This is a genomic window from Streptomyces sp. Ag109_O5-1, from assembly GCF_003814875.1.
Classification (GTDB): Bacteria; Actinomycetota; Actinomycetes; order Streptomycetales; family Streptomycetaceae; genus Streptomyces; species Streptomyces sasae.
Genome location: NZ_RKQF01000001.1, coordinates 2,300,728 through 2,314,354, shown reverse-complemented (window position 1 = coordinate 2,314,354; position 13,627 = coordinate 2,300,728). Strand labels below are relative to the sequence as shown.

Below are 13,627 nucleotides of genomic sequence, written 5' to 3'. Positions count from 1 at the left end.
GAGGCGGCCGTCCGTCAGCCCGCCAGGTCCTCCTGGATGAGCGACTGGTAGGTCCTGCTCAGGCTCGGCTCAAGGACGGCTTGCGAGCCGGGCTCGTCGCAGCTGGTCCGCTCCGGCAGATCGGTGAGTGCGAACACGTCCGGGCGCTCGTCGCGCATCTTCTCGAGCCGGTCGACGACCCGGTTGCGGAATTCGGGCCGGCCACGCCACAGCACGCTGCCCTTGGTGCTGCTCTCCGCCCAGTCTTCCTGGCGCAACAGGGTCAGGTCGATGTGGCTGAACTCGTCCTTGAACAGACGGGTGTCCGGGAAGGGCATGTAGAAGTGGTGCGACTGGAGGTTGCCCTCTAGCTGGATCAGCCGCTCCGCCATCGCCAGCGTCTCCTCGTTCTCCTCCGGCGTCTCGGTCGGCAGGTCGTGCATGAAGCTGGTCCAGGTCTGGATGCCGGCGTCGCTCAGGGCCTGGCACGCGTCGAAGGTGTCCTGAGTGGTCGCGGCCTTGTCGAGGTGGGTCAGCAGGCGGTCGGAACCGGACTCCACGCCGATGAAGACACGCTCGAACCCGATGTCGGCGAGGTTCTGGATCGGCATCCGCTTGGAGATCATCACGATGTCCCGGGCACGCATGCAGGCCATGAAGCCCACCTTCACCGGCCGCTTGCGCATCTCCTCGGCGAATGCCACCACCCGCCGGGGGTCGCTGGAGAAGTTGGGGTCCATGAAGTCGATGATCTGCGGCCGGTAGTCGCGCACCAGGTTGTGTATCTCGGTCACCAGGCGCTCCGGCGCGAGCCCGCGCCATCGGCGGCCGCTGTTGGTCGGCTCAGAACAGTAGGCGCACGCGTACGGACATCCGTAGCTCGTGATGAACGGCAGGGTCCGCTCGGACTCCACGTAGTACAGCTCGGGATCCAGCAGCGTGTAGTCGCACGGCGGCAGGTCGTTGACATCGGGCATCCGCTTGCTCGGCGTCAGGCGCAGCCCGGTCCGCCCGCCACCGCCAGGGCCGTACGCGATGTTGGAGACGGTGCGCAACTCGTCCGCCAGCTCGGCGTCGCCGGAGCGCCGGTGTTCGAAGATCCTCGCCAGCTCCAGCGCCGCGTCCTCGCCCGGCCCGCGGGTGACCGCGTCGGCGAGACCCTCCCGTACGATGCCGCTGTACCGCAGGGTGGCGTGGTAGCCGCCCCACACCACCGGAGTCGTCGGGTCGACGCCCTTCGCGATCCCGATCGCCTCGAGAACGTTGTAGATGCTCGGGCCCGTCATACAGGTCACGCCGAGATAGACCGGACCCTGCGCGGTGAGCGCCGCCAGCCGGTCCTTCCAATCCGGATGCACCTGCGGGTCCAGCAGGACCGGGTCGTACCCGTGGTGTTTGAGGAAGCTTCCGATCGTGAGAATCGACAAGGGCAACCACGGGCTCCCGCCCTCCTGCGTCACCCCGTACACACCGTTGAACAGCACAACTTGTTTTGACACCGACTTATCCAGCCCATCACTTGAAATGTCCGTCGAATTTGTCCCATACCTGGGTGACCATCGCGCTGCATGCCAGCACCCGCGCCGAGCCGCTGCTCGGCATGTGGGGCAGGAGCATCTGGAGCCGGGTGATCATGAAATGCGCCGCCGAGATCCTGAGGCCGGCCGAACATCGCCGCATCGTCGCCTTATGGAGGGCCCGGTGGACCTCGCCCCCGACACGCGTCGGGCCACCGGCGGCCGGGCCCGAGTTGACGGCGCGCACGTCGGGCCGTCATGACAGCCCCTGCGAGATGCTGTGTGGCATCTGCTGCTGGACCAGCTGGTAGAACAGTCCGGACCGGTCGGCGACCAGCTGTGCCGGCGGGCCTTGCTGAACGATCCGGCCGTTGGCCAGGACGATGACGTCGTCGGCCTCCATGACGGTCGACAGGCGGTGGGCGATGACGATCCGGGTGGAGTTCAGCCGCTGCGTGCTCTTGGTGACGATCCGTTGGGTCGCATTGTCCAGCGCGCTGGTCGCCTCGTCGAAGAAGAGAATCCGCGGCTTGCGGATCAGCGCGTTCGCGATGACCAGCCGCTGCCGCTGACCGCCCGAGAACGCACTCCCGTCGGTGATCAGGGTGTGCATGGTCATCGGCATCGCCCGGATGTCGTCAGCGATTCCGGCGAGCTCCGCCGCCTGCCACGCCTCGTCGATCGAGTAGTCCTGGCCGCCGGTGATCGCCTGCAGGATCGACCCGCGGAACGGCCTGGCCTGCTGCAACACGACTCCGCACTGGCGCCGCACCGCGGCCTGGTCGAGCCGGGCGAGGTCCTGACCGTCGTAGAGGATCGTGCCGGCCGACGGCTGTTCGAAGCCGAGCAGCAGCCGCAGCAGCGTGGACTTGCCGCATCCGCTCGGCCCCACGATGGCCGCCATCTGGCCGGCGCCGATCCGGAACGACAGATCGGAGAGGACCGGAGGGCTGTCCGGGCCGTACCCGAACGTCAGATTCCTGACCTCGATGTCGCCGTTCAGCGGCGGCGGCGCGAGGCTGCTGCTGGACACCTCCAGCGGCTCGGCCAGCAGCGGCCGGAGCCGGTCGAAGATCGGCACCACGCTGGTGACGGACAGGATCGAGTTGGTCAGCTGGGATGAGGCGTTGAGGATCGCGCCGAGCGTGGTGTTGAAGGTCAGGAAGTCGGCGGTGGACAACGCGCCGAGACCGTGTGCGGCCACCAGCGCATAGACCACCAGCGAGGAGAAGGGCAGATACACGGCGTTGAAGACGGTGAGGACGTTCTGGTACCACCCGGCGCGCTTCTGGGTCTCCTTGTGCTGGGCAAACAGCGTGGCCCACTGGGCGAAGGCACGATCGACCGCGTTGGTCACGCGGAGCTTCCCGAGGCCCTGCAAGGTGTGGAGGACGCGGTCGGTGAGCTCGTTGCCCAGCGCGATCGACCGGCGCTGCCAGCGCAGCTGCGGCGATCCGACAGCCAGGAAGAACATGCCTTGGACCAACAGGAACAATGCGGCGACACCGCACAGCGGCGGCGCGATGATCAGCAGGGCGACGAGGTTGACCACCACCGCGGCGGCTGAGGACAGCAGCGGCGAACTCACATCGGCGAGCGACGAGCGGATCTTGCCGACGCCTATGGCGGCCGCAGCCAGCTCGCCGGTGGAGAACCCGCGGAAGAACGTCGCCCGGAGCCGGAGCATCCGGTCCCAGACGGCCGCCTGCAACTCGGACTCCAGCCGCCCCTCGACCCGCAGCAGAGCCATGTTCTGCAACACCCCGAAGACCGCCGAGGAGAGCGAGGCCACCACCAGACCGATGCAGACCTGCACGATCGCCGTGGCGTTCGCCTCCAGGACGAAACGCCCGAGGACCTGGCCGAAGCTCAGGGGCACGAGGGCGGCCAGGCCGACCGAGACGAGGATGCTGGTCAGCAGGCGCCGGATGTCCCGGCCGCTGCCCCGGATGCCGTACCGCAGCAGTCCCCAGGTGCTCACGGCCGATTCCGGAAGCGGGCGGTAGAACATCACCCCGGCCGGCTCGTAGTCGGCCTGGTTACCCGCGGACACCCGGGTCCGGTTCCCGGTCTCCGGGTCGTGGGCGTAGTAGGCGTCGAACCGGAAGACCAAGGCGACCGGCTGATGACCGTCCGCCCGGTGCCCGACCAGGGGCCCCACGTCCGTCTTCCACCAGGCGCCGGTCAGCCCGATGACCCGGCTGCGCAGGCGCGCCGCGACCGCCACCTGCTCGATCGGACCGATCCGCGGGTCCCGCTCCGTGACGGTCGGCATCGCCAGGTCGATTCCCAGTTCGTCGGCGACGATACGGCACGCGCCGAGCGTCGCGTCGGAACCGGGAACCGGGGCGGCCGGGACGCCGGACCGATTGGAACGCAGCGCCGTCCGCAGCAGCCGTACGGCACGCCCGGCGGCGGCCTGATCCGCCCGGCCCGACGCTTCCAACTGCTGGATACTGCGGCGGTCGCGCTGTTCGATGATCTGGTCCAGCCGCAGCACGAGCTCCGTGCTCACGGCGCAGAGCGAGGCCCAGCCCACCTCGGCCACCTGCCGGCTCGTGGACCGGACGGTCAGCCGGGCGGCGGAGACCGCGACAAGCCAGTCCTGGCCGGTGAGGGCGAGAAACTCGCCGTCGGCCACGGTGCGGTGTCCGTCGGCGCTGTCGACCCGCACCTCACCCTGCGTCACCGTGACCCAGACCAGGTCGGCCGGGCGGCCATGCTCGCCCGATGCCAGCTCGACCTCGTGCCCGGGGCTCAGACGGGTGCAGCGCCGCGGTGGCACCGCACGCTCGGGGAAACCGAGCAGCAGGTTCAGCCCGCGGGCGATACCGGCGTCGAGGTCATTGCCCCACATGCCCGGTCGATCGATGCGGAAGATCTCGACCTGCGTCCCGTCGGCCGGGCGCACCAGGAGCGCCCGGCCGGTGCCCGGCACCGGCGGGAGCAGGACCGTGCCGACGGCGGTCTCGCCGAGGAACTGCCAGCGACCGGGTCCGTCCTCGGCGACCACGAACACCTCGACGATGCCGGAGGCGATCAGCCACGGGCGGCCGTCGGCCTCGAGCCGGGTGCCCCGGCGGTCGACCTCCAGGTAGGTGCCCCACTCGGTCCGTCGGAGCAGTTCTTCCATCTCAGTGCTCCGCCATCAGCAGGGCGTACGGACCGCCGGCCGCGACGAGGTCGTCGTGCACGCCGCGCTCGACCACCGCGCCGCGCTGCAACACGACGATCTCGTCGCTGTCGCGGACCGTGCTGAGCCTGTGGGCGATGACGACGCACGCACAACCCCGGCGCCGGACGTTGTCGATGATCTTCTTCTCGGTCTCGGCGTCCAGTGCGCTCGTGGCTTCGTCGAGGACGAGGACGGCGGGATCCCGGACCAGTGCTCGGGCGATTTCCAGCCGCTGGCGTTGACCGCCGGAGAAGTTGCGCCCGTCCTCCTCGACCCGGCTGTGAATGCCGCCCGCCCGGGCCGCCACCACGTCGTAGACGGCGGCGTCCTTGAGCGCCGCCACCACGTCCTCGTCCGGGATCGCGTCGTCCCAGAGGGTGATGTTGTCCCGGACCGAGCCGTCGTACAGGAAGATGTCCTGGTCGACGAAGGTCATCGAGCCGGCCAGCAGATACGGCGGGATCTCCTCGCGGGGCCGGCCGTCGAGGCGGATCTCGCCCGTCCACGGCACGTACTGGCCGGCGATGAGGCGGGCCACGGTCGACTTGCCGCTGCCTGAGCCCCCCACCAGGGCGACCTGCCGGCCCGGACCGACGGCGAAGGAGAAGTCCCGCAACAGCGGGTCGCCGGGCCGACTGTAGCCGAAGGTGACCTGGTCGAATTCCAATTCGCCGATCAGCTGCCGGGCCGGAAGCCGGGCCGGAGCCGATGCCTTCTCGCTGATCGGGTATCGCTCCACATCATGCAGCCGGGCCATCTTGACCGCGATGTCCTGTGCCTGTCCGGCGATCCCGGTAAGCCGTGTGATCGGGAGCGTAAAGGCGACGACAAAGGCGGAGAACGCGATCAGGGACCCGATCGAGATCTGTCCGTGCACCGCCTGGAGGCCGCCCAGCAGCAGCACGAGCGTGCCGTTGAGCGCGGCGAGGGTGGGCGCGACGACCGCGAGCAGGGCGAGCGGGGTGCCGATCCGTTGCCGGCCGCTCACCACCTTGGCCTGCTCTGCCGCCCATCGCCGGAAGTACTCGCTCTCGCTGCCGACGGCCTTGATGGTCTCGATCGAGTGCACGATGTTGTAGGACGTGGTCAGCAACTCGGCTTCGTCGTTGGCCGCGTTGGCGACGCCCACCCGGCGGGAGACCGCGGCCAGCCGCAGCGCACCGACGTTGAGCAGCGCCAGCCCGATGCTCAGGGCGGTCAGCATCGCGTTGTACGTCCACAGCAACGCCCCGTAGCCCAGGATCATCACCGCGTAGACGCCCACGTTGGACACCTGCGTCGACAGGATCGCCGAAACGTCATCGTTGGACTGCACGCGCTGGGCGATGTCGGCCACGCTGCGCTGGCTGAAGAAGTCGGCGGGCAGCCGCAGGACGTGCCGCAGGAACCGGGTCGTGTTCAGGGTGGACCCGACAATCCGGGCACGCAGCAGAAAGCCTTGCAACAGGCCGGTGAGCAGCCCGACGACCGCCGTCGTGGCCACCATCATCACGAAGTACGGGACGATGATCGACCGGTCGCCGCCGAGCAGGATCGTGTCCACGAAGGCGCGGCTGAAGGCCGGCCCGCTGAAGCCGACCACCGCGAGGGCGAGCTCCGCCACCATGCCCGCCACGAGCAGCATGCCGATGCCGGCGAGCCGGGTCGGCAGCCCGGAAAGCCTGCCGGGCACCCGGCCACCGGGAGTGAAGTCCTTCCCCGGGGACATGGTGAGGGCGATACCGGTGAAGCTCTCGTCGAACTCAGCCAGACTGAGCCTCCGATGGCCCCGGGCCGGATCGTTGAGGTACACGACGGTCCGGCCCCGCCGGCGGCCGAAACCCTCGAAGACCACGTAGTGGTTGAACTCCCAGAACAGGATGGACGGGGCCGGCATGGTGTGCTGGGCCTCCGCGGAGAAGTTCGCCCCGCGGGCCTGCAAGCCATACTGACGCGCCACGGCGAGCAGCGCCGACGCCATCGCGCCGTCCCGGCTGACCCCGCACGCCTTGCGGAGTTCCTCGAGGGGTACGTGCCGGCCGAAGTGGGCCAGGACCATGCTGAGGGAGGCCGCGCCGCACTCGGTGCTCTCCATCTGGACTACCGTCCGGGTGCGTACCCGCGCCGGAGCCCGCGGCTCACGGCGGCGTGGCTGAGGTGGCCGGCGATGCCTGCCCGGTCCGGCCGTCATCGCACTACCGGCCAGGTGGCGATGCCGGCCCTGTACAGGCGTCATCGCGCGACCAGCCAGTCGATCGGCTTCAGCGGCGGCAGGTGGAAGTCGGCGTCGACGGTCGTCCGGGATTCGATCCCGAAGGGCGGTCCGACGCCGGTCGTCCAGCGGAACCCGCTCGGGGTGCCCGCGGGAGCCAGCCGGACGAGGACCTTCCACGGCTGGCCACCCGTGGTGAACTGAGTGCCGAGGTGGCTGTCGCCGAGAAACTCGGAGATCTCACCCTGGGCCTCCGGGAACTGGCCGACCGAGCTCACCGTGCCCTCGAGAAGGCCGTACTTCTGGGCCGGTGCAGACTGGACCGAGAGCGTGACCTGCTGGCCCGGATGGATCTGCCCGATCTTGTCCCCAGCCACGTAGACGGCGGCCATCAGCGGATCGTCTGCGTCCTTGATCCGCTCGACGATCGCCAACTCGGTCCCGGCCGAGATGATCTGGCCGACCTTTCCCAGCACCGCCGTGACCCGCCCGCCGCTGATCGACCTGATCACCTGCACGTCGGATCCGAGGCGGACCTCGAACATCGGCGTGTCGGTGGCGAACTGTGCCCCCTTGTCGACGAACACCCGGGTGATCTGTCCGGCCGTCGGGCTCTGCAACTCGAAGCTGCCCTCGCGGTGGGTCAGCACACCGGCGGCGGAGATCGTCCGCGGGACAGAGCCCAGCCCGCCCCAGAACGCCGCGGCGATGATCAGCACGACCAGCAACAGCAGCGCCAGGACGTCGTACGGCCGGCCGAGCTGGACCGGCGTGTCCAGCGCGGGCGGCGCACCCAGCTTCTTCAGCGCACCGGGCCGGAATTTCAGGCCGCCCTTGCGGGCGGGCTGGGTGGTGGTTGCCGTCATGGCGGCCCGGCGCCGGGCGCTGACCTGGCCACCGGCCAGGTCGCCCAGCTCGGCATCGGAGACATGCGTGGCGCCCCCCGGCGGCAGCGGCAACGCGATCTCGGCGGCTTCAAACCAGCGCCGCATCGCGTCCGCCACGTCCCACGCCGGGAGCCGGACGAGGCGCACCTGAACGCCGGGTGGGACCTCCAGTCCGCACTCCGCGAGCGCCGGCAGGGGGGAGTCCTCAAGCCGTCCGGCGAAGTCGGTGTCCGACCAGAAGCGGTCCACCACGCGGATGTAGCGCTCAACGAACCGGACCCGGACATCAGCGGTATTCGTCATCGTTTTCGGTGCCTTACCCTCCAGCACGGGAAGTCTGTATTACGTCCGCAGATCAAAGCACGGCGGCAATATCCGGATGAACAGGCGCAGCGAGATCTATCGGTGATTACTTCGGTGTCGCTTACGGAGGGGAGGCCGAAAGGGCAACCGAAAGGAATTCGATGGCCGCAAAGTTCTCGGCCGCTGCTTGCGTGACACGGCAGGCGCTGTGAACATGGATTACTCATCATTAGCTACCGTGGGTGACCGGCCGACCACTTGCGGGCGGACCGGCCGGGTGCCAAGATTGGCGCCGGCGGCGCGAATTCGAGGAGTCGGGATTTCGATGATTTCTACGGGTTCTTCGACCGCCGGGAAAACCCCTTCCAATCCCAACCGTGGAGGTAGCGATGAATATCATCAATGGCCCGCACAACACCGAGAACGACATTGCGGTCGACGAGACCGATTTTGAAGTCACCGACGAGGAGCTGGACGACCTGGCCGGTGGCAGTAAGGAGATCTGACGTTCTCCGGGTGCCCTCGCTTCGGTGGGGGCACCCCCACTGGCTGTCGCTCGCTGAAAAATGGAACTCCATGCAGGGGCGAGATCTTCCGTCAAACCGCCCTGAAGTAGGCACAATGAATCTTTCCCAGTAAGCGTCCGTCGCTCGCTGTGATCGCGATGCTTGCGCTGCGACCCGCGCGGTCCCCAAGTCCGGGCAGACGTATGCCGCTTGGCAGGAATCTTGCATGAATGTGAAGCCGTAGGCCGCCACGGCACCTGTACAGCAACTACCCTCGTCACGCTGCCGCACCCTTTAAACGTTTGGGAATGTGGCGGTTCGATGAATCCTCGACATTGCGCCAGTCTCCCGTACGCCATTCATCCCTCCACAAGCAAGGGGAATAATACGTGAAACGGATATTAAAGCGGACGCTTCGGGTCGCGCTGACGACATTCGTCGCCACAGCCATCATGGGGGTGTTCGCGACGAGCGCAAGCGCCGGCGATAACACCTGGATCAGCGACAAGACCGGTAGGTGCATCACCGTCACCGGTGGAGGCAACCTAATAGGTGTTCAGTGCGGCTGAGGTAACCAAGGACAGTTGTGGGAGCGGGTCGCGTCCCAAATCAAGCACGCTTACTCGAATCAGTGTCTCGATAGTAACTGGCAGGGCCAGGTTTACTGGGGGGAATGCAACGGCGGCAATTTCCAGAACTGGGACTACTTCGACGAGGGCGGTGGCTGGGTTCGCGTACAGGACGCGGAGACCAAACTTTGGCTGACTTGGGCCGGCGATAGCAACAACAGGTTTTGGCCGAGCACGTGGTCTCGCGCTGATGCCGCCGGGATTTGGAGTTTCTACGGTGGCGAGTAGTCGTCGCGCACGGCTTCAACCGCGATCTACTGCGTGAATTCTGATCACGGGTGTCGGGTGGGCTCCTGATGTTTCTTCGGGATGCGGGCAGCGGTGAGTGAGTCTTTCCCCGTGAGCGCTGGTCGCTCTCTGTGATCGCGATGTTTCCGCTACGGCCCGTGCGGTCCCCAAGTCCGGGCGGGCGTAAATACACCGCGGTGCGCGATGTGAAGCGGTCCACCGCCGGGCACCTGGCCCGGCTCCTGCGCGACCACCGCATCGCGGCCGGAACCCGCAGGGGCAGGCGGGCGCTGGGTTGCTTCCGGCAGGCGGTGCTCGTCCTGCACTGGTTCATCGACGGCACCCGCCTTTCCTAACTCGCCCGCGACAATGGCCTGTCGGTCTCCACCGCATACCGCTAACTCCATGAGGGACTGACCGTTTTGGCAGCCGGGGCGCCGGATCTTGCGACTGCGCTGGAACGCGCGAAGGCGGCCGACTTGACGCATCTGAACCTCGACGGCACCGTCATCCGCACCGATCGCGTCGCCGCCCCCGGCCCCAACGGCGCGGACCTGCGGTGGTCCGGGAAACACCGGCATCACGGTGGGAACGTGCAGGTCATTTCCACCCCGGACGGCTGGCCGATCCGGGTCTCGCCGGTCCGCCCGGGCCGGGAGCACGACACCACCTGCGCCCGCCACCACGGCCTGATCGACGCCCTCAACCGCATAGCTGCCGAACTCGACATGCCGACCCTCGTCGACCTCGGTTACGAGAACGCCGGCGACGGATTCCGCCACCCGCACAAGAAGCCCGCCGGAGGCAAGCTGACCGAGGCCCAGCAGACCTACAACAAGGTCATCCGAGGCATCCACGGCGTCTGCGAGCGCGCCAACTCCCTTCTCAAGACCACCTTCAAGGCCCTCCGACGGGTCAGCCTCGACCCCAGCCGCATCACGAAGATCGCCGCCGCAGCCCTCGTCCTACTCCAGCTCGAGTACGACCGCACCATCTGAACGATCACACAACGTCATGATCCGTTACTGGGAAGGACTCAATGAAGCTCCCGTCACATATTGCCCGGGATATGACAGAAACCCGGACCAGGCTTTCCCGGCTTCGATCAAGTCAAGCTTGGTATCGGCGCCGTGCCGAGATCGAAAAAGCCGTGCCGTATGACGAGGGAGTTACGCAGAGGCGCCTGGCCGAGCTATTTTCGATCGCTCGCGATGAGGTTCCGCGGTACGGCTTCCTGCGTGATCGAGAAAATATCTGCCTAGCGGACTTTCCACTTACGCGGAAGTCGGATCTGCGAGACAAATTCCCAGACTTCATAGCCCGCAGCCCGGTCGGGCAGATGACACCAGGGCGTTACGTCATTAATGAGACCACAGGCAGCACCGGGCGGCCGCTGCAGATTCTGACCACCGTGGAATCGGCGGCACTGTCGAGAAATGTCGTCAGCGAACGACTCTTCCAGTACTTGGACCTTCCTGATACGGGCACAGTGTTCAACCTTGGGTTGCACTACTTGGGGCAGCCTTTTTTCGAGCCCAAAGCGTTGCCACGCCCCTACGTCCAGTGCAACCTCAGGGCATACGATCCCGACCGTGCCGAGATCGTGGCGGACTACGAGGCGGTTGTGGGGCGGGTACCGGTCGACTATATCCACGGCTCCTCGAGCAGGATCATCCTCCTCGCTCGGTACTGCGCAGAGCGAGGAATCCGCCTTGAACCTCGTGGCATAGTCGCCACCTACGAGCACATGCCGGCCGGCGGACGGAAGCTGGTTGAAGAGACCTTCGGTTGTCCTGTGACGATGCTCTACTGCACATCGGAAATCGGGTACGCGGCCTGGGAGTGCAGCGAGAGGAGGATGCACTTCCATGAAGATTTCGTGCAATGTGAAATCTTCCCGGCATCCGGGAAAGTGCGGGAAGGAGGGGTCGGTGACATCATCCTGACCTCCCTGCTGTCCGGCCCGATGCCCATTATTCGATATGTGACCGGAGATCTGGCCGCCCCTGCCACGCACTGTCCATGTGGCCTGCCGGGCACCGTGATCGATGAGCTGCTGGGTCGCGACGGAGCACGCCTCGTGGGTATTGAGGGGGCAGCTTATTCACCCTACGCTTTGCTGGCCGCCCTGACCGCCACTGGACTCGTGGAGTTCCAGCTCGTCCAGGAATCACCAGGAGTGGTGCAGGTTGTGGCGCCGAATGCATCAGCCTCCGAACGTGAGGCGATCACGCATATCGACCAACGCCTTCGCGCTCATTTCGGATCGGCTCAGGGATTTTCTGTTGCATTGTCCGCGTCGACCTCCTTCATTGTGAGCGGACGCGGGAAGCGAAATCCTGTGGTGCAACTCATGGACATCGAGATCGGAAACACTGAAAAGACCGGATACATTCGCCCCATTGATGTGAGCCGGGCACCCCACTGACGGGAACTGGGTGACAGCCATGTCCTTGTTCCTCAGTGAGCCTTTCCCAACCTCAGCTTGAGGCGTTGAGGTGGAGGGTGAGGACGGCTTGGACGAGTGCGGTGATGCGGGTGGTGCTGCACCGGAGTTTGCGCAGGAGTCGCCAGGTCTTGAGGGTGGCCATGGTCTGTTCGCCGAGCGCGCGGATCTTGGCGTGGGAGCGGTTGACGGCCTGCTGGCCTGCGGACAGTTTCTCCCGGCGGCCGCGGTAGGGAACCCGCACCGTACCGCCGGCTCCCTGATACGCCTTGTCGGCCCAGCAGGGGATGTCCGCCTGGGCCAGGGCGTCGATGATGCCGTGGGTGCGGGCGGCGCGGATGTCGTGGACCGCGCCGGGCAGGGCGGTCGAGGCCCACAGCAGACGCCCGAACGGATCGGCGATGACCTGCACGTTCATCCCGTGCTTCTTGTGTTTTCCGGAGTGTGCGCCGTGAGGCGCGGTGAATCGAAGGAGGTGCAAGACCTCCTCGCCAGGTTGTCGCAGCAGCCTGGTGGTAGCTGAGCGCAGTCCGACCCGGGAGACGCCGGGGAGGGCGGGAAGCAGCGCTGACAAAGCCGGGACTGCTCGGAACTACCAGACGGGCCGGGTCCGGCGAGCGAGATCAGAGGGCGTACGAGAGGAACCAGTGGTAAAGCTCCGTAAGCGTGGCACCGGCTCAAATCTGGTGGATATGGGCCGGGTTGTAGCGCACAGTTCGCTCGTTGAGCGGGCTGACTCTGTAGCCGACTTGGCGTGTCGGTGGGGAGGCCACGGTGAAAGCCTGCGGCGTAACCGTGGCGATGCTGCCGGGGCAAAGCTGGGCGCCGGACTGATCGATCGATTCACCGTGAACACGGGAACCGTCCCGCGTCGTTCCCCAAACCCGGAATCCGTCCGGGTTCATGGGATAGATGCGGCGTCTGTCGAAGGTGCGGGATGGGGCGGAGGCTCCGTAGTAGTCCGAGCGGACGAGAGGTCCGCACATGGCGAAGGGGGCCAGCAAGTCGGCAGTAAGGATGCTGGAATGCCGGGAGGCCGTTGGTGAATACCGACGAACTGGAGTACGTCTTGCTCAAGGCGGAACGCCGGGTACTGGAAATCCAGACCAAGCTGCACCGTTGGGCCAGTGATGACCTTCATCGCAGGTTCGATGATCTGTACAACCTCGCCGCGGACCCGGGCTTCCTGCTGGTGGCCTGGGATCGGGTGCGGAACAACAAGAACGCGCGCACGGCGGGAGTGGACGGCGAGACCGCCTACTACATCGAGTCCGTGCGCGGGCTGGAGGGGTTCCTTGCGGAACTGCGGGAGGATCTTAAAGCCCGCACCTTCCGGCCCCTACCGGCTCGGCGGCGCACGATTCCCAAGGCTGGCGGCAAGGTCCGTTATCTGGGTATCGCGACGGTCACGGCATAGTGCCGCGTCGTCCAAGCAGTCCTTGGGTTCCCTGACGGTGACTCATCCGTTCCACGCGCTGAGTGGTCAGCGGCTGGAGATTCTGTTCGTCAAGCGCCGGAGCGGTGCGCTGGTCTTCGTCTGCGCGTACGGCGTGAGCCGGAGCGTGACGCTGCCGCAGGAGTGGACGGACCGGGGTGGGGAGCCGTCGGGTGACCGGCTCGGGGTCGAGGGGTTGAGTGCGCTTGGTGCGCTGGTGAATGCCCTGGTGAGCCGTGGTGCAGGCCCGGAGGAGGGCGGATCCTGATGGAACGACAGTTGTATCGCGCGCCAGTCCCGTCGGGGGCGGAAGCGAGGGGCCGTGCCGCCA

At 66.8% G+C, this 13,627-nt stretch carries 8 protein-coding genes and 2 pseudogenes; 4 read left to right on the top strand and 6 right to left on the bottom strand.

The window, feature by feature from the left end:
• Window positions 1-14: 14 nt before the first annotated feature.
• The 5 genes from EDD90_RS10340 to EDD90_RS10320 all read right to left on the bottom strand — a co-directional run bounded on the left by EDD90_RS10340 (window position 15) and on the right by EDD90_RS10320 (window position 8,052).
• Entirely contained in the window at window positions 15-1,439 is a 1,425-nt protein-coding gene (locus EDD90_RS10340; RefSeq protein ID WP_260328707.1) for a B12-binding domain-containing radical SAM protein, read from the bottom strand.
• Window positions 1,440-1,494: 55 nt separating this feature from the next.
• Complete coding sequence (locus EDD90_RS10335; RefSeq protein ID WP_123972757.1) at window positions 1,495-1,743, bottom strand: hypothetical protein; 249 nt, start codon at window positions 1,741-1,743, stop codon at window positions 1,495-1,497.
• 9 nt (window positions 1,744-1,752) lie between these two features.
• Entirely contained in the window at window positions 1,753-4,629 is a 2,877-nt protein-coding gene (locus EDD90_RS10330) for an NHLP bacteriocin export ABC transporter permease/ATPase subunit (RefSeq protein WP_123972756.1), read from the bottom strand.
• A gap of 1 nt (window position 4,630) precedes the next feature.
• Window positions 4,631-6,745 (bottom strand): NHLP family bacteriocin export ABC transporter peptidase/permease/ATPase subunit, encoded by a 2,115-nt coding sequence (locus tag EDD90_RS10325; RefSeq protein WP_398924292.1) that lies wholly within the window; start codon window positions 6,743-6,745, stop codon window positions 4,631-4,633.
• 137 nt (window positions 6,746-6,882) lie between these two features.
• Window positions 6,883-8,052, bottom strand: coding sequence for an HlyD family efflux transporter periplasmic adaptor subunit (locus EDD90_RS10320; protein WP_123972755.1), 1,170 nt, complete (start codon window positions 8,050-8,052; stop codon window positions 6,883-6,885).
• Window positions 8,053-9,555: 1,503 nt separating this feature from the next.
• Here EDD90_RS10320 and EDD90_RS10315 point away from each other — a divergent pair.
• Window positions 9,556-10,413: pseudogene (locus tag EDD90_RS10315) on the top strand (transposase family protein).
• Window positions 10,414-10,454: 41 nt separating this feature from the next.
• Window positions 10,455-11,843, top strand: a complete 1,389-nt coding sequence (locus EDD90_RS10310) for a phenylacetate--CoA ligase family protein (RefSeq protein ID WP_123972754.1) — start codon at window positions 10,455-10,457, stop codon at window positions 11,841-11,843.
• Between the two features lie 52 nt (window positions 11,844-11,895).
• On the opposite strand, the pseudogene EDD90_RS10305 reads toward EDD90_RS10310, so the two are convergent.
• Window positions 11,896-12,306, bottom strand: a pseudogene (locus tag EDD90_RS10305) (transposase family protein); the annotation flags it as partial.
• Window positions 12,307-12,903: 597 nt separating this feature from the next.
• Between EDD90_RS10305 and EDD90_RS10300 the strand changes: the two are divergent.
• On the top strand, window positions 12,904-13,278 hold the full coding sequence (locus EDD90_RS10300; protein ID WP_185149021.1) for a hypothetical protein: 375 nt from the start codon (window positions 12,904-12,906) through the stop codon (window positions 13,276-13,278).
• Between the two features lie 22 nt (window positions 13,279-13,300).
• Entirely contained in the window at window positions 13,301-13,564 is a 264-nt protein-coding gene (locus EDD90_RS10295; protein ID WP_123972753.1) for a DUF5372 family protein, read from the top strand.
• The last annotated feature ends 63 nt before the right edge of the window (window positions 13,565-13,627 follow it).